We start from the raw sequence: 23,912 nt of genomic DNA, 5'->3' as shown, positions 1-23,912 counted from the left end.
TCTAGAAGGCGAAGACGTACATCAGGACGATGTTGCAGGCCAGCAAGGGAACCGCGGTCGGGACCTGGGCCTTGATCGGGCCGTACTGGTCCTTCATCTCGAGCAGTGCCGCCGGGACCAGGTTGAAGTTGGCGGCCATCGGCGTACACAGGGTGCCGCAGAAGCCGGCCAGCATGCCGATCGCGAACACGACCGCGGGCGTACCGTCGAACTGCTGCACCAGCAGCGGCCAGCCGACCGCGGCCGTCATCACCGGGAACGCGGCGAACGCGTTGCCCATGATGATCGTGAACACCGCCATCCCGATGCAGTACAGGGCCACCGCCGCGATCAGCGAGCCCTTCGGGATCAGGTGGTCGGTCACTCGGCCGACCGCCGTGCCGACGCCGGAGGCGTTGAAGAGCAGGCCGAGCGTGGCCAGCATCTGCGGCAGGATCGCGGTCCAGCCGATGTGCTCGAGCAGCCGTCGTCCCTCGTGCAGCGGGACCGCGGGGGACTTGGGCTTCAGCAGCACCATTCCGACCGCGAGGGCGAGCAGCGAGGCGACGCCGAGGCCGATGATGGTGGCGGAGCCGGACTGCAGCAGGAGCTTGCCGTCACCCACATGCACCTTGGCGAGCCAGGCGCCGAAGATCGCCGCGACCACCGGGATCACCAGCGCCGGCAGGAAGAGCTTGTTGCCGAAACGGTCGGCGAAGCGCATCCGCTCCTCCGGGCTCGTGGTGCGCTCCTTGCCCCGGCCGGGGAAGCCGGCTCCGGCCAGCAGTGCCAGTCCGATCACCGCGATGCCGAGCAGCCAGGACGGCGCCTGCTTGTTCACCACGAAGGTGCCGTAGCCGAACGAGAGACCGAGGATGCCCCAGAACGCCGCGGAGCCGATCCGCTTCGGGTTGCTGCGGTCGTTGATCACCTGCGCCGCGATCAGGACGAAGAAGATGCCGCAGAGCCAGTAGAACCACTCGACCTTGATCACTGCGCCACCTCCTTCGCGTTCGCGCGGTCCTCGGCGGCGAGCTTGTCCAGCTGGCGATCCAGCAGGAACAGCCGCACGCCGTGGATGAGCAGTGCGCAGATGCCGGTCGGGATCGCCCAGAGCGCGATGTCGATCGCCTCCAGGTGCAGCCCGTACGTCGTGTCGACGAAGCCGGTGATCAGCAGGATCGAGCCGATCGCGACGAAGATGTCCTCACCGAAGAACAGCCCGACCGTGTCGGCGCTGGCGGCGAAGCCCTTGATCTTCTCCTGCACCCGCTCCGAGAGCGAGCCGTACCGGCGCTCCGCGGCGCCGGCGGCCATCGGATGGATCAGCGGCCGGACCGCCTGGGCGGGACCACCGATGCTGGTCAGGCCGAGGGCCGCCGTACCCTGCCGGATCAGCAGGTAGACGGCCAGCAGCCGGCCGGTGGTCATGACTTTCAGCTTGCCGATCAGCTTGCGGGCCTGGTGTTGCAGGCCGTAGCGCTCGATCAGCCCGATCACGGGCAGCGTGACGATGAAGACGGTGACGGACCGGCTGCCGGCGAACCCGTCGCCGAAGGCGTTCAGGATCTTGACCGGTGACAGGCCGCCGATCAGGCCGGCCACGATGCCGGCCGCGGTCACGACCAGCATCGAGTTCAGCCGGAGGGCGAACCCGACGACGACCACCGCGATGGCGAGCAGAACCCACATGGTTCCTCCCGGGGACGGAACGGTGTTGCATCGATTGACGCGAGTCCGGCCACCTTAAGAGATTGTTGAACGATCCTGCAATGCATCATTCAAACAAGTTTCGACGGAGGAGAGCGATTACCCGCCGACGATCAGGTCCCGTAGGTGAGCGACCGGCACGACACCGTCCGCCTTCGCGGCGAGCTCGGCGTCGAGGCCCCGGCTGGTGGGTCAGCCCACGAGACCGTGGGTGGGCTATCCGCGTGCGGTTGGCCGACCCATTGCCTGGTGGGTCAGCCCACGAGACGGGGACTGGTGCTGGCTCGGGCGGCTGGTCGGGGCGCCGGCTGGTGGGTCAGCCCACGAGACCGTGGGTGGGCTATCCGTGTGCGGTTGGCCGACCCATTGCCTGGTGGGTCAGCCCACGAGACGGGAGTGGTCGTGCGGGCAGGCCAGGGTGCCGGGATGCTGTCGGTGCAGGCGTGGATTTACGGGAAATTGACCGATCTTAGGGGAGGCGCCAGTCGATTGGGGTGGTGCCTTGCTCGACGAGGAGGGTGTTGACGCGGCTGAAGGGGCGGGAGCCGAAGAAGCCGCGATCGGCCGACATCGGGCTCGGGTGCGCGCTCTCGACGTACGGCGTGCTGCCGAGCATCGGCTTCAGGGTCTGGGCGTCGCGGCCCCACAGGATCGCGACGAGCGGACCGCCGCGGTTCACCAGCGCGTGGATGGCCTGCTCGGTGACGGTCTCCCACCCCTTGCCGCGGTGCGCGCCGGACTTGCCCGGTTGCACGGTGAGCACTCTGTTGAGCATCAGCACGCCCTGCCCGGCCCAGGGCGTCAGGTCGCCGTTCGACGGGGCCGGTACGCCGACATCCGCCATCAGCTCGCGGTAGATGTTGGCCAGGCTGCGCGGGATCGGCCGGACATCCGGCGCGACCGAGAAGCTGAGCCCGACCGGGTGGCCGGGCGTCGGGTACGGATCCTGGCCGACGATCAGCACCTTGACCTGCTGCAGCGGACTCTTGAACGCACGCAACACGTTCTCCCCGGCCGGCAGGTACGGCCGCCCGGCCGCGATCTCCCCCCGGAGGAACTCGCCCATCCGTGCGACCGTCTCTTCCACCGGCGCCAGCGCTTCCGCCCAGTCCGGCGCCACCAAATCCGTCAACGTCTTCGGGCTCACCCGCCACAGTTTCGCAGCACCCCACCCACCCGCGCACCTCGGGTTGTCGACACCTGTTCGCGTGTTGGTCGGCCCCCGGCCTTGCGCCCCACGGTACAAAGGACCCGGCCCCGCAAAGGTATGAGCTTGGCCATCCTGGGTTTGGTCGCGTTCGCGTCAGTTCGCAGAATCGTTGTTTCAAAGGTGATCGAGCTGTCGCGAATGATCGCGAACCGTGGCGTACTGCAACCGGTACTGCAACCACGTCATAGACGGTCCGGTGGCCTGCCGACGCCTCTCCTCCCGTTGCTCGTTGTGGCTCGGGCCAGGGTCTGGATCGGTGGCCTCGCCGGACCTGTTCCTCAGTTTGGCACCGATCGAGTGTGCGCCGAGCTGGTTATCCACAGGGTTGGGTTGACACGTACTGTCATGTCGCAGGACATCGGTGACAGTTCTGCATCAGGACATCGGTGACATTTCTGGTGGGCTTGGTGGTGACACTTCGGCGGCGAGGCTCGGGCGGTGCCAGCCAATGAACCTATCGATCCCCGTGTCCGCCTTGCGATCTCGCAGTGGCCGGACGATGCTCCGCGCGGTGCGGTCTCGACCTTCTGCGCCGAGCACGGCATTTCGCGCAAGTCCTTCTACGAGTTGCGCAAGCGCGCGACGGCCGACGGTCCGGCGGCCGTGCTCGAGCCCAGGTCCAGGCGCCCGAGGACGAGCCCGGCGAAGTTGACCGAGGAGGTCAAAGAACAAGCGGTGCAGGTGCGGGCTGCGTTGGAGGCCTCCGGGCTCGACCACGGGCCGATCAGCGTGCACGACAAGATGCGCGCGATGGGGCTGGAGGTGGTGCCCTCGGTCGCGTCACTGGCCCGGATCTTCCGGCAGGCCGGTGTGGCGCGGTTCGAACCGCGGAAGAAGCCACGCTCGGCCTGGCGCCGGTTCGTCTATCCAGCTCCGAACGCCTGCTGGCAGCTCGACGGCACCGAGTACGTGCTCACCGGTGGGCGTAGGTGTGTGATCCTCCAGCTCATCGACGACCACTCCCGCTATGCGGTCGCTTCCCACGTCGCGTGGGGCGAGACATCTGCCGCGGCGATCGCCGTGTTCGACAAGGCCGTGGCCGCCAACGGCGTGCCTCAGCGGCTGCTGTCCGACAACGGATCCGCGCTCAATCCGTCGCGCCGTGGGCTCCTGGGTCAATTCGTCGTCCACCTGATGGCACTGGGGGTCGAGCCGATCACCGGCAAGCCCTACAAGCCGACGACCCAGGGCAAGAACGAACGCTTCCACCAGACCCTGTTCCGTTACCTCGACAAACAACCGCTCGCCGAGACGCTCGACGAACTGCAGGCCCAGGTCGAGGCCTTCGACCACATCTACAACACCCAGCGCCCCCACCAGGGCCTGCCCGGACGCGTCACGCCCCAGGCCGCCTGGGAAGCCACCGCGAAGGCCGAGCCACCACGTCCCACACACAACCTTCCCCGTCGCTCCCACCGTCCCGCCAGCCGGCCCCGGCCGCCTCTCGCACCGGCGCCCGCTGACCTGCCCGACGACACCGTCGTCAAGAAGCTGACTCCCGCCGGCATGTTCTACCTGGACAAGGTCCAATACCTGGTCGACGGGCGACGCGGCTTCCAGCAGGTCCTCGTCATCAGCACCGGCAACAAGCCCGGCGACAAGATCACCGTCACCGACCTGGAAGGCGAGATCCTCATCGAGCACACCAGACCCGCACCAGGAGTGACCTACGTCGGCAACGGCCGCCCCCGCGGCCCACGCCAAGACCCCTGAACCGTCACCGATGTCCTGACACACCAACTGTCACCGATGTCCTGATGCAGAACTGTCACCCATGTCCTGAGACATCACATGGGTTGACACGTACGGGTCAACCTTCCATCGAACATGTGTTCTATAGTTCTCACTATGGGGAGCAATCGTCGGTACTTTCGGGAGCCGCCCCCGAACTTGGCTACTCGCCACTGCTGGGTACTGCGAACGGCACGCGAGCGGGGACCCTGGCCAGGGCTGATTCTGGAGTGGCGACGTACCAACTCGGGCGACTGGGCAGCCCGCGTGGTCTACGTTCCCGATCATCGCGCCGGCCGTTCAGTCGAGGACTGGTTCGCCCCCAGCTACCTGCGACCGATCGACGTATGGCCGAGCGAGGCCACGCAGCAGGCGGCTCGTCGGGGGATCAGTCGTGGTTGACGGGTGTCCACAACCCGCGGATTACGAATCCACGTCTGCTGTCGATGCGCGTCGGTCGCCGATATCGCCGTCTGACCTGGAAACTCTCACGCGGTGTAGCTGCCGACGCGCAACCGACCGAGCGATCGTCAGTCCTGCAAGCTCGATCAGTCATCCAGACTCTCTTGCGTTACGGTGTCGGGTTCCGATGCCGGGTCGAGCAGCTCGTCTCTGGTTGTGCCGCCTTCGACGGCATGTCTGCCCGCATGACAGTTGGCGCACAGGGTTATGAGATTCTCAGTGTCGTTGGTACCACCCTGAGAAACCGGCAACTTATGGTGGATCTGAAGTGGCACACGGTCTCTCTCGGGCGTGGCACCACATGACCGGCATTGGCGGTTATCCCGGTCAAGGATCTGGTAACGCAACTTGATTGCCTGCCGTGCTCGCGGCGGTCTCCGCTCTAGGGATGCCAGCCTGTAGCTTCCCGGTGCCAATGTGGGATCGTCGATGTTCGAGATGATCTGCCAGCCTTCTTCATCCAATTCTCGCAGTCGCCTGGCGTATGACTTGATCTTCATCACGTAATGAAGTTGATCTGCGTCTGCGGCCCGTGGGCTCAGCTCTCTCAGGTACTCCAGCCCGCGGTCCTTGCCGCTGTATGCTTGACCATCAGGCCGCTTCAGGTTCCGCATGCGCTTAGCCAATCGCCAGTCGGCGGCAATCTGCTCGTTCGGCTCATCCACCTCTAACACGTAGATCCCTGGCCCCAGATCCGGGCGCTGGGTCTGGGTCGCGATGGGCCAGCCCTGCTCCACTCGAAGTTCCCGCACCCGACGAGCCCACTCGCCGATAGCTGAGACCCCTCGCAGCTCTTCCATCCGGACGTGCTCTCCCACGCGACTCCGCAGGTATGTCAAGATCCTCGCCTGACCGCTGCCAAGGCCAAGAGCATCGCTGACCTTCCCCGACGCTCTCTCGAACTCTGACAGAACGACGCCGGTCTGCGCTGCGATGCGCTGCCAAACGGGGACCGTGAGCCTTGACGGCTGAATATACCCAACTGTCTCGTACACTTCTTCGAGCGCCTTGGCTGCCAGCTCGATAGCCGTCCTGATGCGTCCTTCGACGTCCGGGTCTCCGTTGCTCACCCACCGCACTTTGCCGGCAATCCACACACTCCGCCGGCACCGCGCGGGGTAAGCGTTGAGTCGAGGCGGCAGGGCATCAGTCGGGCTGAGGTGGTGTGGGTATGACAACGCTCACGAATCTCGCAGCTCACTTCAATGATGAACGCCACGGCGGCAACTGACCTCGCGGGAACGACCCAGCGGACTCGTCGTCAGCCTCGATCCCGGGGCTGATCGGCGATCAAATTTCCGTTCGAAACGGCATGCACGAGCGAACCCATGCTAGCGTGGTGTATGTACACCAGCGGCGATAGGGAGGTTGGTCATGCTCAGCGAGGCCAGGCGCGCGGAGGTTTACCTCGACGACGCGCCCGAGAACATCACGCCAGAACTCGGATTGAAGGCCGAGCGTGTTCTCGACGAACGATGGAACGGCTGGCTTCGGCCGCTTGCGACGGCCGACGCATTCGGTGACTTCCTTTACGCATGGCGTCGTAATGACCCCAATGGAACCTGGGGATACGTGACAGAGGTTGGTGACACTCTGATCTACCTGCGCAACGACGACGATGAGCCCGAGGAGTTTCCCCGCGCTGGAGAGACCGCTGATGGCGCGCCGATCTACGACCTCACCGGATGGGTCTGGATCGCGGCGGACGAGCAGGGTGAGGGATGAAACTTGTCTTCGGAGCCGCCAAACTCACGAGGGCGTGACCGGTCAGCTACCAAGGTCCGCGCCGTCCGGGTCTCTGACGATTTATGGGATGCCGCCCTTGCCATGGCTGCCGCAAACGGCGAAAGCCTTTCCGATGTAATTCGGCGAGCCCTGATTGCGTATACCGGAATTCGAGGCACTACCGGCGTGGTCGGACGCAGTGACCGGCAGTAGCCGACGACATGGCAGAATCTAGGTTTTCGTGTCGCTCGGCTGGCCGTAGACCGAGGCCACTATCTCTTCATTGAACGCCCTTCTTGTTCACGGCCAGCCCTACTGGGGCGAGTTTGGGTCTGTTTGGGGACTGACCGCTGCCGCTTTCCCAAACGCGCGTCTGTCTCAGTCATGGGTGGCTTTCTGCTACCAATCCCTCGTTGCGTCGCGGCTCGCGCAAGCGTGGTGGGTGGACGTACACCACCCGTCCATGGGTCCGTCAACCCTCGACGCAATGCGCCGAGTTATCCGCACGCTTCTTTCAGGCACGACTCAACAGGACGACATGTTAATTCGGATCCTGCCCCTGCTCCGGTAACCTGGGTGCCGTCACTGCTGGATCGCTTTCCCGAGCGCGGCGCCATTTCGATCCCGCGAGTTCGATAAACGGCTCGTTATCGCCGGGATTCCACGTGGCCAACCGAGTACTCACGAAGCGACCGAGGGTCGGACGGGGAAGACCAAGTTGCTCTGCCATCTCTGGATGAGGGATGTAATGACCAAAGATGACGATTCCTTCGGGGCGTAGGCGTGCACGTGCATCGCGTACCCGTTTTGCAGAATCCACCTGCTGAGCGGCAGTGAGAACGGTCGCCCGATTCACGAGAACTCCAGTCAACTCTCGGAAGAGGTTGGTGATGGCAGTCTGCCCGTAGGTTGCATAGACGATGCGCTCAAGTTTGGCTTGATCAATGTGCAACAACGTGTTGCGCACGAGGTCCGCTCCCGGAACAAGCCACAGAATACGATCACGACCGGCGTTGTTAAGCCGGCGCTTCTTGTCGCGCTGTTTTCCCAGCGGTACCAGCACCTGCTCGGTAACTCGAATCAACCCCATCGCCCACCGCGCGGTGAAGTCGTTCGCCCAAACGACAAGTGCGATCTTGTCGCCGCGGTTGTACATCTCGGGAGGAAACTCCCACTCGTACAAGTTGCGCGACCACTTGCAGTCCACGTCGACCCCTGCGATCGAGTAGTCCAGGTCATCACCGTCGGCGAACTCGAACTCCCGCTGGAAGGCAATCTCTACCAGTGTCCCGAGGTGCGTCTTCTCCGTCTTCATGAGCTGCCTGTAATCCCAGCGGCCGGTGCGCTGGCCGTCGTAGATTTGATCGAACGCCTCTCGGATGGCGTAGCCAGCGCGGATACCGTGCGGATCAAGTTGCTTCAGAACGCCAGCCGCGCCCCACAACTCGGGGTCTTCTGCTGGTGACGGCGGTCCGTAGCTGGTTCGGACGACAGCAGGTCCGTAGTCCGCCCTGGGACGTCCGCTTCGTGGCGGAGGATTCGGGATGATGCGGCCTCGATGAGCCCGCAGCGGCCTCGGGAGCGCGATCAGGGTCTCGTCCGGGAACAGGGCATCACCGTGGTTATATCTATCCGCCGACACGTAGCAGAGGGTGCCGGCGTTGACCACGTAAGGTCAACACTCGTTGTAACGCGTCCAGAGCGACTTTCCGCGCATGCTGACAGCGGCGGACTGACGGTCCCCTGACCCACGCCTCTCAACGCGAACGTACTCGGCGATCGAGGACGAGAGTCCGCACGCGGTCTGCGGCGACGGCCGGATCATCGTGTTCCCAGACGCGAATCACCAACCAGCCGGCACGAGCGAGAAGCTCGTTCGTCTGCTCATCTCGCTCCCGGTTACGACGTACCTTCTCGGCCCAGAACTGGGCGTTCTCCTTCGCCTTCGTGTGATGCAGCGGGCATCCGTGCCAGAAGCAGCCGTCAAGGAACACTGCTACTCGCTCGGTCGGAAAGACGAGGTCTGCCGTGCGACGCAGAGTGGAGATCGGCCGTCGATTGACGAAGTACCTGAGACCGAGAGCGTGAACGGCTCGGCGGAGTGCAAGCTCGGGCGCGGTGTCACGACCACGGTTAGCCTGCATGCTGGCACGCACTGCCGGCGACATCGCCCAGCTGCTTCCTTCGCTCACATGTTCGACGGTAGCGGCGAGCCTTCGGTGATCTGTCGATGGGGCCTACTAGGATGGCGCGCGTGACCGCCGAGCTGACCACGATCGATCTCTTCGCCGGGTGCGGCGGCATGTCCGCTGGCTTCGTCAAGCAGGGCTTCACACCGCTGCTAGCTGTCGAGTTCGACCTCTACGCGGCAGCGACATACGCTGCGAACTTCGGCGAGCGTCATACGTTCTACGGCGACATCGCTAAGCTCGACGAAGCAGACGTGCCAGAGGTCGACATCGTAATCGGCGGGCCTCCTTGTCAGGGCTTCTCGAACCTGGGATCGAAAGACATCGACGACCCGCGCAACCAGCTATGGCGCGAGTACGTGCGGGTCGTAAGGGCCGCCCGTCCGAAGGTCTTCGTGATCGAGAACGTCGACCGTTTCATGAAGTCATCAGAGTTCCAGCTGTTGCTCGCTGAGACCGAAGAGGGCGCCCTCGCCGAGTACGAGCTGAGCTACGGACACCTGAACGCTGCTGACTTCGGTGTTGGGCAACGGCGCGTTCGGACGATCGTTATCGGTTCTCGCATCGGCCGTATCGATCTCCCGAACGCGACGCACGCCAGAGATCCGGAAGACAGCGGCCTACTTCCGTGGGTCGGGACACGTGAGCGCATCGGCGGTCTCCCAGAGAAGCCGGCGACGACGTCACTCCCTGACAGCTCCACGGAATTCTTTGGTGAACACGTCCCCGGTATCTTCAAGGGGCTGGATCTCCATCTTGGCCGCAACCCCACCCCTCTCTCTCTTGAACGGTACGACCACGTACCGCCGGGTGGAGGACGCTTCGACGTGCCCGAGCACCTGCTTCCGCGATGCTGGCGAGAAAAGCCGAGCGGTACCACGGACGTGATGGGACGCATGCGGTGGGAGATGCCATCTCATACGATCCGGACGGAGTTCTTCAAACCCGAGAAGGGTCAATACCTCCATCCTCAATGGGATGAGGCCGGTAAGCACCGGGTGAACCGTCCGATCACTCATCTTGAGGCCGCGCGGCTGCAGGGCTTCCCGGATGACTTCTTGTGGTGCGGCACGAAGATCGGCATCGCTAAGCAGATCGGAAACGCTGTTCCCGTTGGTCTTTCGGAGGCGATTGCTCGACACATCCGATCAGGGCTGTCCTGAGAGATCGAGAGCGCGAAGGTTCCCCGGACGCAATCCAACTGACGGTTACGTGTCAAGCACGCGGGCAGTCCTCCGGTATCGCCCCGATAGCTGCCGACCTTAGGTTCGGTGCGGTGGGGGTCAAGGGTCGAGCTTGCTCGATCGCTTGCGACGCCGAAGGCGCCCTTGAGGCGTGCCGCGCCGGACTCCTCCCATTCTTGCTAGCGGGGCGATGCGGGAGCCAATCGACAGACGGCCGACTCCGCAGCCCTGTAGCCGGGTCCGAGTGGCCGGCCGTTTCTGTCTAGGCCCAGATCACAGGGTGCCGATTCGTTGATGGCGAGTTCTGCTGTCTACGGCCCGGCACCCTGGTGGCACGAGCGCGCCAAGCCAAGGGACGCGCCCAGAGCGCAGCGAAGCGGAGCGTCGGGCAGGCGGCCCGCCCTGTGGTGGCGGCGCGCCTTCGGGCCCTGGAGGGGCCCGTCTTGAAGACGTAGAGAAAGTTGTCAGGACCCAGGATGTAACGTGCATGTCCTGTCTCGGCTGATGCTTGACATCTGTGTCTCGGTTGATGGTTGACAGTGGCCGCGTTCGGTCATCCTCGAGGGCGACGTTTCCGTGGGGGCGTCGTTGATTCAGGAGGCCGGGATTGGCGCTGGTTGTGTTGTCGGTTGTCGAGCAGCGGTTGGATGCGGTGCGGGCTGTTTTGTCGGGGGCTCGGGTGACGGAGGTGGCGGCCTCGGTCGGGGTGTCGCGGCAGACGGTGCATTCGTGGATGTCGCGGTATCTGGTCGAGGGTGTGGCGGGGTTGGCGGATCGCTCGCATCGGCCGGTGTCTTGTCCGCATCAGGCGCCGGCTGAGGTTGAGGTGCGGGTGGCGGAGATGCGTCGGGCGCATCCGCGGTGGGGTGCGAAGCGGATCCGGCTGGAGTTGCTGCGGAATCCGCCGGGTGGTGTGGTGGTGCCGTCGCGGGCGACGATCAACCGGATCCTGGCCCGGCATGGCCTGGTGATCGCCCGGCCGCGCAAACGGAGCCGGGATTCGTATCGGCGGTGGGAACGGCCCGGTCCGATGCAGCTGTGGCAGATGGACATCGTCGGTGGGGTGATGATCGTCAACCCGGTGACCGGTGAGGTCCGGGAGGCCAAGGTGGTGACCGGGGTGGATGACCATTCCCGGTTCTGTGTGATCGCGGCGGTGGTGGAGCGGGCGTCCGGTCGGGCGGTGTGTCTGGCGTTCGCCCAGGCCCTGCAGCGGTTCGGTGTCCCGGAGGAGGTGTTGACCGATAACGGCAAGCAGTTCACCGGCCGGTTCGGTAAGGGCGGCGAGGTGTTGTTCGACAAGATCTGCCGCAAGAACGCGATCACGCATCGGCTCACCCAGCCCGCGTCCCCGACCACGACGGGGAAGGTGGAGCGGTTCCACCTGACGCTGCGCCGTGAGCTGCTCGACGACCACGAGCCCTATCCGTCGGTGGAGGCGGCGCAAGCCGCGATGGACGGGTTCGTTGCCCAATACAACGCCGACCGGCCGCACCAAGCCCTGGACGAGGAACTGCCGGTGATGCCAGCCGACAAGTTCCGCCCGGTGTCAGTGGAGCAGCGGGAGTTGCTGGAGCTGTGGCTGCCGCCGCACCTCACGCCGGCCATCGAGCCCAGCGATCACAGAGCCGCCGATGACCGCGCCGAGGTGCTGCCGGTGAGGCAGTCGTGGACCGGTGGCCCGATCGAATTCGACCGGGTGATACCACCAAGCGGGAACCTGCAGGTCGCGGGGAAGCAGTTCTGGCTCGGCCCACAGCGGGCCGGGCAGACGCTACGGTTCTGGGCCGACGTGAACCTGATCCACCTGCTGATCGCCGGGGCCAGGATCAAGACCGTCCGCTCACACCTGACCGTGAACGACCTCGCGCGGCTGGCCGCCGACGGCGCGACGAACGCCGGACCGTCACCACTGCCGCAGGTCGAGGGCAGCGACGCGATCGAGGTGGAACGGATCGTGGCCCGCGGTGGCACCGTGTCCCTGGCCGGGCAGGTGCTGGTGGCCGCGGAGATCCTCGGCGGCCGCCGGGTCGGGATCCGCATCGAACCCGCCACGCTGATGTTCTACGACCTGCAAACCCGCGAACTGCTCCGCGTCCGCCCCAACCCCCTGACCATGAACCAAGCCCGCAGGCTTCGCGGCAGCCGGCCCGCCGGACCACCCCCACGCCCGTCCACCGAACCGATCCGTGTGCAGCGCCGCGCCAGCAACTCCGGCGTCATCATGGTCTGCGGCCAAAAGGTCTCCCTCGGCCGCGCCCACCGCCACCAGACCCTCACCATCTGGGTGTCGGAGACCACACTGGCGATCGAACTCGACGACGAAGAAACCCGCCTCGTGCGCCGCACCACCACCCTGCCCGTCCGTAACATCAAGGCAGACCGGCCCCGGACGGTCACCTCAGTTTCCTAGGCCACCTGTCAAGCATCACCTGAGACAGAAACGTCAAGGATCAACTGAGTCACGACAAGGATGTAACGTGCAACCATCCAGGATAGATATAACGCTGGTACGCATCTATGGGGAACGCCCGTCAGTGGGAACCCTGCGTGCGCGTGGCTGATTGGAGAGCGGACAGTTGACCCAACCCGCGACCGGGGCACGGCTCGCGCGCCCAGTAAGTCTGCGTGCGACCGAGTGGTTTGTCACCGACTTCAAGGCGTTGCAATATGCACTGCTGCCGCTGTCGCCTGTGAACGTGATCGCTGGCGAGAACAGCTCTGGCAAGTCGAGCTTAATTCAAAGCCTTCTGATGCTGGCGCAGAGTACTGAGGATGAGCTGTTTCTCAATGGCCCCCTTGTCAGATTGGGGGAACCGAAGGATGCCATTCGCTCGGGCACTTCTAAAATGTCAATCGGCTATACGGTGCAAGATCGCCGGGATGAGGTACAACTAGCGTTCGATCTAACGCTGAAGGATGAGGGCGGAGCCCTTGTTGTATCAGAGTTCACGGCGACCGTCGACGGCGAGGAAGCGCTATCTGCTTCGTCCAAATATGTTCCATCGACAACGAAGGCCGAGCTCGTTCCGGGTGACATGTACGGCGAAAGCCTACTTCGAGTTGGTTATGTAAACGAGGAGGCTGCGCCGCCGAGGACGTATCTGTACTTTCGAGGCCTATCGCCAGCGTATATCTTCCATCATCGAACGTCTGAGCAGATCTTCAAGGATTTAAGGCGGAACCTGAAGTCGAGTCTGGTTAGCGAAGCGCCGGAGCGAGGATTCAACATCTTCGAGCAGTTGAACAACTGGATCAGGCGTGAGTCTCGAAGGGACGATTCTGCTATCGAGTCGGAGGTCATGGCTCACATTCCTCACGGGAGGCTGACGCCGCCTGTGCTGCTTGAAATGCCCCGTCCGATTTTGGATACGCTGTTTCATCTCTATGCGGCGAGCGAGGCTGAGGACGACGAATGGCTTGCGCTGCCGATCGGAAAGTATCAAGGGTATTACCGAGGCCTTGGTGCAGCGCTCGCGCCACCTGGTGTCGACAGTTCCCATGAGACGATCTGGCGTGTTACGGCGGGGGCAGCTGAGGGACTTGAGTCGATTCGCAACAGCATTCGATATTTGGGTCCGCTTCGCGAAGAGCCACAGGTGGTGTCACCGACTGGAGCCCGGTATAGAAGTCTTCCGGCGGGATCTAAAGGGGAGTTTACTGCCGATCTCTTGGCTAGGGAGAAGAATAGATACATTCGGTTCGGCAATCCGGAACTTGGTGCTGGCTTGCTGCGCGAGACACTTCCGGTTGCGGTGAGCATGTGGACCGAGTATCTAGGTGTCGGTGACGCGGTTGCGGTCGAGGACCAGGGAAAACTGGGGCGCGGCCTGAGAGTCAAGGTGAACGGCACCGAACGAGACTTGACCATGATTGGAGTTGGGGCGAGTCAAATCCTTCCCGTGCTAGCTGTTGTGCTTTCTGCGGAAGGCGGATCAATTGTTATGCTCGAACAGCCCGAACTGCATCTCCATCCAGCCGTACAGAGTCGTCTTGCAGACTTCTTCCTTTTTTCTCGAACCGACATTCGGCTTGTCGTTGAAACGCACAGTGAATACATGATCACGCGAATGAGGCGACGGATAGCTGAAGGGCGTGTTGACCCTGAGCGGGTCGCACTGCTCTTTGCGGAACAGCATTCTGGTGTCTCGGAGCTTCGGCAGATCGCGTTGAATCAACTCGGTGACCTGTCTGTCTGGCCAGAAGGCTTCTTTGATACACAGGATAAGGAAGGAAGAGCTCTTGTACGAGCGGTCCATAAGGGTCTGAGGACAACGCGGGGGAATAAACGTGGGGAATGATGTCAGAATTCTACTTGACCCTGATCTGCTGATCCCTCCGAACAAGGGTGCTGCGCGAGCTGATTATTTGGCCTACTGGGAGTGTGTCCTAGATTGGGCTGACGACTTGAGAGTCGTCATCGGCGAGGCGACATTCAGCCATGCGTATGACTATTATGCGCGATTCGGCTACCCGCAGAACGAGTTAGAGTACATCTACGATAAGCCTGTTCGACACGAGTACAGGCGGGCACTGGATCATTTGCTGTCGCGTGTTGCGCACCATGTGGCGACACCTGGGAAACGCTCGATGGATCCAGAGTATCAGCGGGGCCAACGAATCTCGAAGGTGCTGGAATGGGATGCATCCGGCACGTCTGGTGGAGATGTGGTGGCCATTGGGTCTCATTTCGAAAACTGGGCTACCGCGTCGCTCGACGTGACTTTCGATCCTCCTCCACCTAACTCTCTCGCTTTATGTTTCGAGCCGAATATGGAACTGTCGATCGAGGTCGAAACCGAGATTCACGAGTTTTTCATTGGCCGTAAGCTTCATATTGTCGGCGGCAAGCCTGATGAGCGTGTGTTAGCGGAAATCATCGAAGCGACCGGCCTGGAGAGTTCTTCCATCCAGTGGATTCCATCAGAGAAGAACAAGCCTCCCCGGAAGCTCGCCGATCAGTGGTCAGGTCTCAAAGCTGGCAGAGATATCACGGTCTGTATTACTGGCCGTATAGGGCACGCACAGTCGGCTGTGGCGGAGAGGGCTGCTGCTAAGTGTGGCGTCCCACATATTCAGGCTGAGCGCGCGTCCGAAATCTCTGCGCGGCTCTGCCAGCTCGCGTCGTCCAAGTAGTCCCGGCTCCGAGTTGGTCGCTGAGATCACGACCTCAATGTAGCCGTCGAGCCAGGTGTGCTAGAACAGTGGCGTGGAGCTGCTGCATCGGGGCAAGGTTCGGGATGTGTACAGCGATCGCTCGGGGGAGGTGATCCTGGTTGCGACTGATCGTGTGTCGGTCTATGACGTGGTGCTGCCGACGCCGATCCCTGACAAGGGGAAGTTGCTGACGAGTCTGTCGCTGTGGTGGTTCGAGCAGCTTGCGGACGTGATGCCGAACCATGTCATCTCGGCTACCGATGTGCCGGCCGAATTCGAGGGTCGTGCGGTTCGGTGTCAGCAGGTCGGCATCGTCCAGGTCGAGTGCATTGCCCGCGGTTACCTGGCCGGCCTTGGCTGGGATGCCTACCGGGAGACCGGCAAGATCTCTGGCGTTGAGATCCCCTCTGGGCTCCGCGAGGGTGACAAGCTTCCGCAGCCGGTGTTCACGCCGACGACGAAGACGGCACCTGAAGATGGGCACGACGAGCCGATGACCTTTGATGAGGTCTCTGAGGCTGTTGGCCCGGAGCTCGCCAAGACGCTCGAGGCGAAGACGCTTGAGCTCTTCACGAGGGCCACGGAGATCACCAGGAACCGTGGCGTGCACCTGGCGGATACGAAGTTCGAGTTCGGTCTTGCGCAGGACGGCACCCTGGTCCTGGCCGATGAGGTTCTGACGTCGGACTCCTCGCGGTACTGGCGAGATGAGGACTGGAAGCCGGGACAGCGGCAGGTCTCGTATGACAAGCAGTTCGTGCGGGACTGGGCACGCGATCTGGGCACCTGGGACAAGACCCCTCCGGGTCCGGAGATCCCCCCGGAGGTCGTCGAGGAGACGCGGGCTCGCTACGTTGCTATGTACGAACGCATCACCGGTCAGAAGTGGGATTGACGATGGCTACTTGGGACGAGATTCAGCAGGCTCGCCTCACTGAGGTGCTTGAGTTGCAGAGGGTGCACAAGCGCCTCTTGGCGGCCAAGGAGCAGGGGGCTGAGCCGGATCCGGCTGACGCTGAGGTCGCTCGCTCTGTGGCCGCGACTGGCTACGGCGGCATCGACCGGGTCAACGCGCCGGACGATTACTAGACCGTTGCATCAGCTACCGCCTATGCTAGCGGTGTTCTAGAACACTGATTGCAAGAAGCCGAGGTCTAGTCATGCCCCCGAAGCTGGAGCGTCCCGCTCCGCCGTATCAGCAGATCGCCACCGAGATTCGCACCCGGATCTCCAGTGGTGAGTTGCAGGCTGGCGACTTGGTGCCGTCTGTGCGATCGCTGATGCGTGACTGGGGTGTGGCTATCGCCACCGCTCAGCGCGCCTTGTCGACTCTGCGGGCCGAGGGGTTCATCAAACCCGAGCGTGGTGTGGGAAGCATCGTGACGACCGAGGAGGAGCGCGGTCGAGCTGCCAACGACCGTGTCGACAACTCTCGGCGTACCGGCAAGATCTATCCCACCGGGAGCTACGCGAAGATCACTGAGGCTGTGATCACGGAGGCGTCAGAGCAGGTTGCCGACGCACTAGGCCTGAAGCTCGGTGATCCTGTCATTCGCCGCGTTCGGACGACCTATCGGGCAGACGACAAGCCGGCCTCCGCGTCGACCTCGTACTACCGCGGGCACCTGGCCGAGAAGGCGCCCCTGCTGCTGAGTGCCGAGCGGATCAAAGAGGGCACATTCGCGTACATCGCGAACATTCTCAAGCGCGAGGTCGACGCGTGGCAGGACCAGTTCGAGCCAGCATCTGCCACCGCTGAGCAAGCGGAGAGACTCGGTCTACATGAGGGCACTCTCATCATGGTCGGCCGGAACTGGATCTACGACGACACCGGCGAGGTGCTGGAGTACGGCGAAAGCATCACCTTTGGGCGCGTGACCTATCGGGGCCGCCTCGGCGACTCCCCCACCCGCGTCTCGCGTTGACACTTAAGCGTCAACAGCCAGTAATGAACTAATCGCTCTGGGTGCTTGTCTGATCGGAATAAGTGTTCTAGTATTCGAACTAGAACACTCGCTCAATGGGAGCGGGTTGGACGCCTAGAAGGGGCGATTCCTGATGAAGCTGACCGTCGACACCACGGGCAAGACGTTCACAGTCACCAAGGCAGTGGAGGAGAAGAAGGACCAGAACGGCCGGCAGAAGGCTGACCGGAACACCAACGAGCTGCTCTGGTCGGTTCAGGTGATGGCGCTCGACGAGACGGGCGGCGAGGTGATCAACGTGACTCTGGCGGGCAACGCCATGCCGAAGATCAATGTTGGCTCCGTCGTCGTACCGGTCGAGCTCGAAGCCATGCCGTGGGCCACCAATGGGCGGAACGGTGTCGCGTACAAGGCCAAGACCCTCGGTCCGGCTGGCAACGCGAAGGCCTGATCTCCACTCGTCCCGTGATTCGTGCACTGCTCAGCTAGGGGGTAGTCATGTCGCAACCGATGGAGCATCGAACCATCACCGCGAAGCAAGCACGGTCCGAATACGTGGCCAAGTGCAACGAAATCGTCGAAATCGAACTGGTGCTCGTCTTCTTGGACGAGAGCGTCGCCAGCAGCCTGAACCGGGCTGAACCTGTCGTTGCGATCAGCAACGATGCCGTCGCCGTCTACGCCTCGCAGGCGTTTTGGCAACTGCTGGATCTGTACCGCGAGGCCGAGAACCGGCGTCGTGATCTGTACGCCGCACGCGACTACGCGTACGCGGTCTGGAAGTCGGCTTCGACTGGAGCCGCCGCGGCTGACACCTACGTGTCAACGCCCATCAACAACCGCTAGAACCCAAGAACGGCCCTCGAAAGGGCCGCTCCCTGGAACACAGACACGGGGCCGGGTCATTGGCCTAGGAAACCTTCCCGGCTTCGTGTCTCTCCTGACTCAACCCCCTATGAGGGAGGTCTTGTCATGCCCAAATCTACCCGTTCGAAGTCGTCCTGGCGATCCCGTCGCGCTGGACGCTCAAGCCGTGTCCTGCCCGGAGCGGTCGAAACCATCACCCGGCCGAACCAGACCTGGCCGATCATCCTCCTGCTCACCATCTGGCGCTGGCGCTGGGAACTGGCCTGCATCGCCGGACTCGTCTACGTCTGGCACTGGCATCTCGCCTCGATCCGGATCTTCTTCACCGACACCCTGCCTACGTGGTTCGCGGTGGTCCTTCTGATCGGGATCCTCTACTGGCTCATTGCCGACACCCCGGTACGCCGGTTCCTGCACAACCGGACGTGGTGCGTCATCACCCGCCACCGCGTGCGGGCCTGCCTGATCGAAACCCGGATGCTCAACTACTCCGGCAACCTGCCGTTCATCGTGGGCTGCTTCGCCACCAAGACCGGACAGGTCGTCTGGTTGTGGATGCGCCCCGGCCTCTCGGTCGAGAAGCTCGAAAACCAGGCCGAGACCCTGGCCTCGGCGTGCTGGGCACGCAAAGCCACCATCGCCCGGCACAAGCGGAACGCCGCCCTCGTGCGGATCGACATCGACCGCCGCGACCCGCTGGCGAACAAGACCATCGATTCGCCTCTGCTGCAAGACACCAGCGGCATGCCCGAAGCGGCAGTCGCCGACGACGCTGTCCTCGCGTTCCTCACGCCCGACAGCGCCCCTCAGGACTCCACCACGCTACCGCCGGCCAAAACCGGCAGTGGTGAGACCCGAACCAGAACCTCGAAGACCAAGACCACCGCTGCCGTGAACGACGGCGAAGCCATGATCTTGGGCGCTAACGGAGAAGACGTGTCCGACTATGTCTAGCTTCAACCCGAAATCGGTGTTCCCCCGGCGCACGCCGGGGGCCACCCCCGCACCCAAGGGTGCACTCTCCATCTACGACCCGGCCTACCTCGGCCTGGACGCACGCGACCGAGCGGTCCGCGTGGGCCTGATGTACCGCAACATCCTGATCGGCGGGGAACCCGGCGCTGGAAAGTCAGTTGCACAGGGCAACATCGTGGCCCACGCCGCGCTGTGCACGGACGTGGATCTGGTCCTGATCGACGGCAAGATCGTTGAACTGCTGCCGTATGCACCGGTGGCGAAGGAGTTCGTCGGCAATGACATGCGCAAGGCACTGCGTGTCCTGCGGGGCCTGCAAACCGACCTGGACGAGCGCTATTTGCACCTGGCTCGCACGGGCCGCAAGAAGATCGTCGCTGGCGACGGGTTCCGCGCAAAGCTGCTGTGCATCGATGAGCTGGCCTATTTCACCGTCACCGTCGGCACCAAGGACCAGCAAGAAGAGTTCCGCAGTCTCGTGCGGGACATCGTCGCTCGGGGCCGCGCTGCGGGCATCATCACCATCGCCTCCACGCAGCGCCCGAGCGCTGACATCGTGCCGACCTCGCTGCGGGACCTGTTCGGGTACCGGCTCGCGTTCCGCTGTGCTACCGACTCGTCCAGCGACATCATCCTCGGCACCGGCTGGGCCTCCCAAGGCCACACCGCAGTCGACATCGAACCCGAGGCCCTCGGCGTCGGACTGCTCCGCGCCGAAGGCGGATTCCCTCGCCGCCTCAAAACGGCACTTCTCGAAGACCACCAGATCAACCAGATCGTCCGCCGCGCAGCACACCTCCGGAGGGCCGCATGAACAAGCTCGCACGGGTCGTTGCCATCGACAGCCCGAACCTCACCGACCATGACCAAGCCGGTCTGACCGGCTGGGTCCACGACTGCGGAGCCTTCGTCTTCAGGCTCCACCACCCCGAACGCTGCGGCGTGTGCTGGTCCGCACTCCGTAACGCCCAAGCCCACAACGGCAACTGGCGCAAGGCCTACATCCGCGAGGCGGCGTCATGACCTACTACGACGCATCCGGCGGCGAACGCGAAGACCGCATCATCGTCGGCTACGACTTCACCGACCACGCAGTGGCCGGCATCAACCTTGCCTGCAACGGTGAAACCCCGCTGGTCGCGATCGACCTGGGCGGCACCCCGATCGAGATCGAACTCATCACCGGTTCTGTTACCGCGATCACTCACCTGATCGACGCGCTCTACGAAGCACGCGCACTGCTCGAAGAACACCTTGTCGACCACGCCACGAAGACCGACACCTGGACCCAAGACCAGGTCTACGTCCCCAACGACTGGACGGAGGACCAGCCATGACCGAACGGGTCAAGGACGAGATGGCCGTCTATGACGCCTGGAAGCGGCTTATCGAAAAGTCCGACGGGTTCATCGAAAACGACGGGCGATTTCCCGACGGGACGCTGGTCTGGACTCCATTCGGGTTCGAAGCGGACGTCTCACACGGCATCCCAGCCGACTACTGCGACCCGCAGTGGGGGTGGTACCAGGGCCGGGTCCTCGGTCAATCGGACACCAATACCTGGGACGTGTTCATGAACCACCAAGGTCTCCCATTTCTCTGCGAACGCTACGTCAACGACCTACGTCAAGTCGTTGTGCCAGGCAACGGGAGCAACTCATGACGACCGACACCATGACGGCGCCGATCGCGGCCAAGCCCGCGACCACCACCAAGCTCACCGGACTCACCTACCACAACGTCATGGTCCTGGCCACGGTCAAGGGCTGGACCGTCACCAAGACGACTGCCGTCTACAGCGGTGCACCGACCGCCGCACACGACTCGGTCCAGGACCACATGAACCAAGTCCGAGCCACCGAAGGCGGACGGGCCACCGGCTACCAATCACTCATTGCCGTACGCAACAAACTCAAGGAGGTCAGCACCGGCGGCAGCCACCCGGCGGTCTCGGTCACGATCAAACGAGCCAAGAAGACCACCACCCAGACCCGGACCGGGTCACCCAAGGCGCGACTGACACGCAAGCGTCAAGCCGAGTACACGACTGCAGAACTGGTCTCCGCGCTCGAAGCCGCGTGGGCCGCGATCCGGACCAATCACACCCAGATCCCGGCTGTCGTGATCATCGTCGGCTCCGGTACTGCCACCAAGCAGGCCAAGTACGGGCACTTCGCACCCGTTCGGTGGCAGCACGGCGAACAACGCCTGGCCGAAGTCCTCATCTCCGGCGAAGGACTCAAACGACCCGTCGAAGAGGTCTTCACCACCCTGCTCCACGAAGCAGCACACGCCCTCGCCGATGCCCGCGAGATCAAAGACACCAGCCGCCAAGGCCGCTGGCACAACCAGAGATTCGCCGAACTCGCAGGAGAGCTCGGCCTCGACGCCACCAAGGATCCGCGCATCGGCTGGTCACCCTGCACGCTGCGCACCGAGACAGCAGTCACCTACAGCACGGTGCTCGCTGACCTGAAGAACGCACTCATCGCCTACCGCCACCCCGAAGCACTCGGCGGACAGGCCAAGAAGAACAACAACAACGCGGTCGCCTGCGCATGCCAATGCCCACGCCGGATCCGCGTCGCCAAAGCAGTCCTCGAACAAGGCGAGATCACCTGCGGCATCTGCGAATCCACCTTCGAACCCGACGAATAGACCCAGGTTCGTTGCTGGCTCCCATCCCTGGGCGAACACCCGGGGGTGAGGGCGAACACCGAACACCCAAGCCCATCGAACGGAGCACCCCCATGACCACCGTCCTCGACATCAACGCCTACGCCAACCTCGTCGCTCACCGCGCTATCGCCGACACCGAGTTCCTGTGTAACTGGGTCGCCGCCGACCACCTCGGCGGCCACGACTGGTGCCCCACCGTCCTCGAACCCGGCGACGACTACACCCTCGTCCTGCTGCTCGACCCCACCGGCAACTACGACAACGACCGCGTGGCCGGCCGCTACTGCATCGGCTGTGGCTACCACCTGTTCGGCACCCCCGAACTCGAACCCGCCCCCACACCCACCGCCTGACACGTCATCGGCAACCGCAAATCCTCCCGACCAACTCCCCGTAGCCTCCCCAGACTCTTGGCCGGGAAGGACCTGCGGCCCGCCGTTGGTCCCCAGCCGCCAACGCCGAGCTGGCCCCAATTCGAGAACGGAGCCAGCCAACCTCCTAGGTGCCCCACCCCAACCGCATCAAACGGACCAATCGTCTCGAGAGGAGCCCGCCCATGACCGTCACCGATTCCACACGACCTGTGAGCGGCCTCCAAGACCCACTCATCGTCATCAACCCGGGCCGACCCACCATTGACCCCGGGAAGCGGCACAACGCGGCCTCCGGCGTCGAGGAAGCAATCCAGCGGGCGGTATCAACCGCGGACTACAACGCTTGGCTTGACCACACCGGCTCCGCGGGCGGCTGTGTCCGCCCGATCCAGCTACGCGGCGAGTCGCACATCGTGTCTGAACGCACCGGGCGAATCGTCTCCACCCGGCACACCGACGAGATGCCTGACGGCGTCATCTACAAGGCGTGCGGCAACCGCCGCGCCGCCGTCTGCCCCTCCTGCGCCGAGACCTACCGCGGCGACACCTACCAACTCGTCCTCGCAGGTCTCCAAGGCGGCAAAGGCATCCCCGCCACCGTCGCGCAGCACCCGTCCGCGTTCGTCACCTTCACCGCCCCCACCTTCGGCCCCGTCCACGGCACCCGCGCCATCCGCACCCCCGACGGCCAGATCCGCAACCGGCCCTGCCGACCCCGCCGCAACCCCGACCCGTGTCCGCACGGTGTCGACCTGCGCTGCCACCAGACCCACCGCGACGGCGAGAAGATCCTCGGCACCCCGCTGTGCCTGGACTGCTACGACCACGACCACCAAGTCGTCTGGAACGCCCTGTCCGGCGAACTGTGGCGCCGCACCATGGACCGCGCCAAAGAGATCCTCCGCGCCGAAGCCAAGAAGCACGGCGCCAGCGTGAAGCTGTCCTACGGCAAGGTCGCCGAAATGCAAGCCAGGGGAGTAGCCCACTTCCACGCCCTCATGCGCCTCGACGGCGTCAACCCCCTCGACCCCTCGATGATCGAGCCACCGACCTGCGCAGCGACCTTCGCCATGCTCGCCGACGCCATCCGCCGCGCCGCCACCAGCACCCGGTTCCGGTCCCTGCCGCACCCCGACAACCCCGATGGCTGGCTGATCGAGTGGGGCACCCAACTCGACGTACGCCCCGTCCGGCAAGCCGTCGACGGCGCGATCACCGAAACCGCCGTCGCCGGATACCTCGCCAAGTACGCCACCAAAGGCGCCGAAGCCACCGGCCACTCATCGGCCCGTCTCACCAACGCCACCGTCCGCCGCTACACCAACCCGCACACCCATGCCGGCCGATTGGTCGACGCCTGCTGGCGCCTCGGACGCCCCGGCTCCGACCTCGACCAGGCCGAAGCAGCCAAGAACTCCGGACGCCTCTCGTACCGGCGCCTCCAGCGCTGGGCACACATGCTCGGCTTCGGCGGCCACTTCTCCACCAAGTCCCGCCAGTACTCCACCACCCTCAAAACACTCCGCGAAGCCCGAGCCAACTGGCGCCGCGACCACCACCGCACCGCCGACCACACCGACGACGTCGAAACCACCCTCATCGTCGGCAACTTCACCTACGCAGGCACCGGCTGGAAAACCATCGGCGACGCCCTACTCGCCAACACCGCCGCCGCCAAAGCACGCGAACACCGGCGCCTGCTGAAAGACGTGATCGATGAGACGCCAATCGATGAGTGACACGTA

The 23,912-nt window shown here is 63.8% G+C and carries 24 protein-coding genes and 1 pseudogene; 19 read left to right on the top strand and 6 right to left on the bottom strand.

The annotated features are described in order from the left end of the window. Window position 1 precedes the first annotated feature (1 nt). The 3 genes from OG817_RS31395 to OG817_RS31385 all read right to left on the bottom strand — a co-directional run bounded on the left by OG817_RS31395 (window position 2) and on the right by OG817_RS31385 (window position 2,836). The gene (locus OG817_RS31395) at window positions 2–973 is read right to left on the bottom strand and encodes a DUF979 domain-containing protein (protein WP_406048236.1); all 972 of its coding nucleotides are present in this window, start codon (window positions 971–973) and stop codon (window positions 2–4) included. After that, complete coding sequence (locus tag OG817_RS31390) at window positions 970–1,671, bottom strand: DUF969 domain-containing protein (RefSeq protein ID WP_131352983.1); 702 nt, start codon at window positions 1,669–1,671, stop codon at window positions 970–972. Before OG817_RS31390 ends, OG817_RS31395 begins: the two co-directional genes overlap by 4 nt. A 487-nt stretch (window positions 1,672–2,158) precedes the next feature. Continuing rightward, window positions 2,159–2,836 (bottom strand): uracil-DNA glycosylase, encoded by a 678-nt coding sequence (locus OG817_RS31385; RefSeq protein ID WP_406048234.1) that lies wholly within the window; start codon window positions 2,834–2,836, stop codon window positions 2,159–2,161. Between the two features lie 543 nt (window positions 2,837–3,379). Here OG817_RS31385 and OG817_RS31380 point away from each other — a divergent pair. Then, window positions 3,380–4,594: pseudogene (locus OG817_RS31380) on the top strand (integrase core domain-containing protein); the annotation flags it as partial. Between the two features lie 584 nt (window positions 4,595–5,178). Here the strand turns inward: OG817_RS31380 and OG817_RS31375 are convergent. After that, window positions 5,179–6,162 (bottom strand): HNH endonuclease, encoded by a 984-nt coding sequence (locus tag OG817_RS31375; RefSeq protein WP_406048232.1) that lies wholly within the window; start codon window positions 6,160–6,162, stop codon window positions 5,179–5,181. A 304-nt stretch (window positions 6,163–6,466) separates the two neighbouring features. On the opposite strand from OG817_RS31375, the gene OG817_RS31370 reads away from it, so the two are divergent. Then, window positions 6,467–6,817 carry a hypothetical protein gene (locus OG817_RS31370; RefSeq protein ID WP_406048231.1) on the top strand — a complete coding sequence of 117 codons (351 nt, stop codon included), beginning with the start codon at window positions 6,467–6,469 and terminating at the stop codon, window positions 6,815–6,817. A 541-nt stretch (window positions 6,818–7,358) separates the two neighbouring features. Here the strand turns inward: OG817_RS31370 and OG817_RS31365 are convergent. Both OG817_RS31365 and OG817_RS31360 read right to left on the bottom strand, forming a co-directional pair. Then, on the bottom strand, window positions 7,359–8,486 hold the full coding sequence (locus tag OG817_RS31365; RefSeq protein WP_406048229.1) for a NaeI family type II restriction endonuclease: 1,128 nt from the start codon (window positions 8,484–8,486) through the stop codon (window positions 7,359–7,361). An 88-nt stretch (window positions 8,487–8,574) separates the two neighbouring features. After that, window positions 8,575–8,985 carry a very short patch repair endonuclease gene (locus tag OG817_RS31360; RefSeq protein ID WP_406057548.1) on the bottom strand — a complete coding sequence of 137 codons (411 nt, stop codon included), beginning with the start codon at window positions 8,983–8,985 and terminating at the stop codon, window positions 8,575–8,577. Window positions 8,986–9,071: 86 nt separating this feature from the next. Here OG817_RS31360 and OG817_RS31355 point away from each other — a divergent pair, with 86 nt between their 5' ends. The 17 genes from OG817_RS31355 to OG817_RS31275 all read left to right on the top strand — a co-directional run bounded on the left by OG817_RS31355 (window position 9,072) and on the right by OG817_RS31275 (window position 23,906). Further along, a complete protein-coding gene (locus OG817_RS31355) occupies window positions 9,072–10,169 on the top strand; it encodes a DNA cytosine methyltransferase (RefSeq protein ID WP_406048227.1) in 1,098 nt (365 codons plus the stop codon). A gap of 643 nt (window positions 10,170–10,812) precedes the next feature. Further along, window positions 10,813–12,603: an IS481 family transposase gene (locus tag OG817_RS31350; protein ID WP_406057546.1), complete on the top strand. Its 1,791-nt coding sequence runs from the start codon at window positions 10,813–10,815 to the stop codon at window positions 12,601–12,603. Between the two features lie 166 nt (window positions 12,604–12,769). Continuing rightward, window positions 12,770–14,491, top strand: coding sequence for a DUF3696 domain-containing protein (locus OG817_RS31345; RefSeq protein ID WP_406048226.1), 1,722 nt, complete (start codon window positions 12,770–12,772; stop codon window positions 14,489–14,491). Beyond that, on the top strand, window positions 14,481–15,326 hold the full coding sequence (locus tag OG817_RS31340; protein WP_406048224.1) for a hypothetical protein: 846 nt from the start codon (window positions 14,481–14,483) through the stop codon (window positions 15,324–15,326). Before OG817_RS31345 ends, OG817_RS31340 begins: the two co-directional genes overlap by 11 nt. A gap of 73 nt (window positions 15,327–15,399) precedes the next feature. Then, complete coding sequence (locus OG817_RS31335; protein ID WP_406048223.1) at window positions 15,400–16,242, top strand: phosphoribosylaminoimidazolesuccinocarboxamide synthase; 843 nt, start codon at window positions 15,400–15,402, stop codon at window positions 16,240–16,242. Between the two features lie 2 nt (window positions 16,243–16,244). Beyond that, entirely contained in the window at window positions 16,245–16,436 is a 192-nt protein-coding gene (locus tag OG817_RS31330) for a hypothetical protein (protein WP_406048222.1), read from the top strand. Window positions 16,437–16,507: 71 nt separating this feature from the next. Then, a complete protein-coding gene (locus OG817_RS31325) occupies window positions 16,508–17,272 on the top strand; it encodes a GntR family transcriptional regulator (RefSeq protein WP_406048221.1) in 765 nt (254 codons plus the stop codon). Between the two features lie 133 nt (window positions 17,273–17,405). Beyond that, the gene (locus OG817_RS31320) at window positions 17,406–17,723 is read left to right on the top strand and encodes a hypothetical protein (RefSeq protein WP_360454917.1); all 318 of its coding nucleotides are present in this window, start codon (window positions 17,406–17,408) and stop codon (window positions 17,721–17,723) included. Between the two features lie 47 nt (window positions 17,724–17,770). Then, window positions 17,771–18,118, top strand: a complete 348-nt coding sequence (locus OG817_RS31315; protein WP_406048218.1) for a hypothetical protein — start codon at window positions 17,771–17,773, stop codon at window positions 18,116–18,118. Window positions 18,119–18,244: 126 nt separating this feature from the next. Further along, on the top strand, window positions 18,245–19,093 hold the full coding sequence (locus tag OG817_RS31310; protein ID WP_406048216.1) for a hypothetical protein: 849 nt from the start codon (window positions 18,245–18,247) through the stop codon (window positions 19,091–19,093). Between the two features lie 130 nt (window positions 19,094–19,223). Continuing rightward, the gene (locus tag OG817_RS31305; protein WP_406048215.1) at window positions 19,224–19,928 is read left to right on the top strand and encodes an FtsK/SpoIIIE domain-containing protein; all 705 of its coding nucleotides are present in this window, start codon (window positions 19,224–19,226) and stop codon (window positions 19,926–19,928) included. Beyond that, the gene (locus OG817_RS31300) at window positions 19,925–20,137 is read left to right on the top strand and encodes a hypothetical protein (RefSeq protein ID WP_406048213.1); all 213 of its coding nucleotides are present in this window, start codon (window positions 19,925–19,927) and stop codon (window positions 20,135–20,137) included. Before OG817_RS31305 ends, OG817_RS31300 begins: the two co-directional genes overlap by 4 nt. Beyond that, a complete protein-coding gene (locus tag OG817_RS31295) occupies window positions 20,134–20,451 on the top strand; it encodes a hypothetical protein (RefSeq protein ID WP_406048212.1) in 318 nt (105 codons plus the stop codon). The genes OG817_RS31300 and OG817_RS31295 overlap by 4 nt, the downstream gene beginning before the upstream one ends. Beyond that, window positions 20,448–20,777, top strand: coding sequence for a hypothetical protein (locus tag OG817_RS31290; protein WP_406048210.1), 330 nt, complete (start codon window positions 20,448–20,450; stop codon window positions 20,775–20,777). Before OG817_RS31295 ends, OG817_RS31290 begins: the two co-directional genes overlap by 4 nt. After that, the gene (locus OG817_RS31285) at window positions 20,774–21,772 is read left to right on the top strand and encodes a hypothetical protein (protein ID WP_406048208.1); all 999 of its coding nucleotides are present in this window, start codon (window positions 20,774–20,776) and stop codon (window positions 21,770–21,772) included. The genes OG817_RS31290 and OG817_RS31285 overlap by 4 nt, the downstream gene beginning before the upstream one ends. Window positions 21,773–21,864: 92 nt before the next feature. After that, window positions 21,865–22,146 carry a hypothetical protein gene (locus OG817_RS31280; RefSeq protein WP_406048207.1) on the top strand — a complete coding sequence of 94 codons (282 nt, stop codon included), beginning with the start codon at window positions 21,865–21,867 and terminating at the stop codon, window positions 22,144–22,146. A 203-nt stretch (window positions 22,147–22,349) separates the two neighbouring features. Beyond that, a complete protein-coding gene (locus OG817_RS31275) occupies window positions 22,350–23,906 on the top strand; it encodes a replication initiator (RefSeq protein ID WP_406048206.1) in 1,557 nt (518 codons plus the stop codon). Window positions 23,907–23,912: the final 6 nt, after the last annotated feature.

Source organism: Kribbella sp. NBC_00889 (genome assembly GCF_045207705.1).
Classification (GTDB): Bacteria; Actinomycetota; Actinomycetes; order Propionibacteriales; family Kribbellaceae; genus Kribbella.
Note: the sequence above shows the minus strand (reverse complement) of the source record. Positions and strands in the feature narration are given on the sequence as shown.

Coding starts and splice junctions, on each gene's coding strand:
- OG817_RS31390 (WP_131352983.1), bottom strand. CDS start 1,671: ATGTGGGTTCTGCTCGCCATCGCGGTGGTCGTCGTCGGGTTCGCCCTC.
- OG817_RS31370 (WP_406048231.1), top strand. CDS start 6,467: ATGCTCAGCGAGGCCAGGCGCGCGGAGGTTTACCTCGACGACGCGCCC.
- OG817_RS31360 (WP_406057548.1), bottom strand. CDS start 8,985: ATGTCGCCGGCAGTGCGTGCCAGCATGCAGGCTAACCGTGGTCGTGAC.
- OG817_RS31330 (WP_406048222.1), top strand. CDS start 16,245: ATGGCTACTTGGGACGAGATTCAGCAGGCTCGCCTCACTGAGGTGCTT.
- OG817_RS31325 (WP_406048221.1), top strand. CDS start 16,508: ATGCCCCCGAAGCTGGAGCGTCCCGCTCCGCCGTATCAGCAGATCGCC.
- OG817_RS31320 (WP_360454917.1), top strand. CDS start 17,406: ATGAAGCTGACCGTCGACACCACGGGCAAGACGTTCACAGTCACCAAG.
- OG817_RS31315 (WP_406048218.1), top strand. CDS start 17,771: ATGTCGCAACCGATGGAGCATCGAACCATCACCGCGAAGCAAGCACGG.
- OG817_RS31310 (WP_406048216.1), top strand. CDS start 18,245: ATGCCCAAATCTACCCGTTCGAAGTCGTCCTGGCGATCCCGTCGCGCT.
- OG817_RS31305 (WP_406048215.1), top strand. CDS start 19,224: ATGTACCGCAACATCCTGATCGGCGGGGAACCCGGCGCTGGAAAGTCA.
- OG817_RS31300 (WP_406048213.1), top strand. CDS start 19,925: ATGAACAAGCTCGCACGGGTCGTTGCCATCGACAGCCCGAACCTCACC.
- OG817_RS31295 (WP_406048212.1), top strand. CDS start 20,134: ATGACCTACTACGACGCATCCGGCGGCGAACGCGAAGACCGCATCATC.
- OG817_RS31290 (WP_406048210.1), top strand. CDS start 20,448: ATGACCGAACGGGTCAAGGACGAGATGGCCGTCTATGACGCCTGGAAG.
- OG817_RS31285 (WP_406048208.1), top strand. CDS start 20,774: ATGACGACCGACACCATGACGGCGCCGATCGCGGCCAAGCCCGCGACC.
- OG817_RS31280 (WP_406048207.1), top strand. CDS start 21,865: ATGACCACCGTCCTCGACATCAACGCCTACGCCAACCTCGTCGCTCAC.
- OG817_RS31275 (WP_406048206.1), top strand. CDS start 22,350: ATGACCGTCACCGATTCCACACGACCTGTGAGCGGCCTCCAAGACCCA.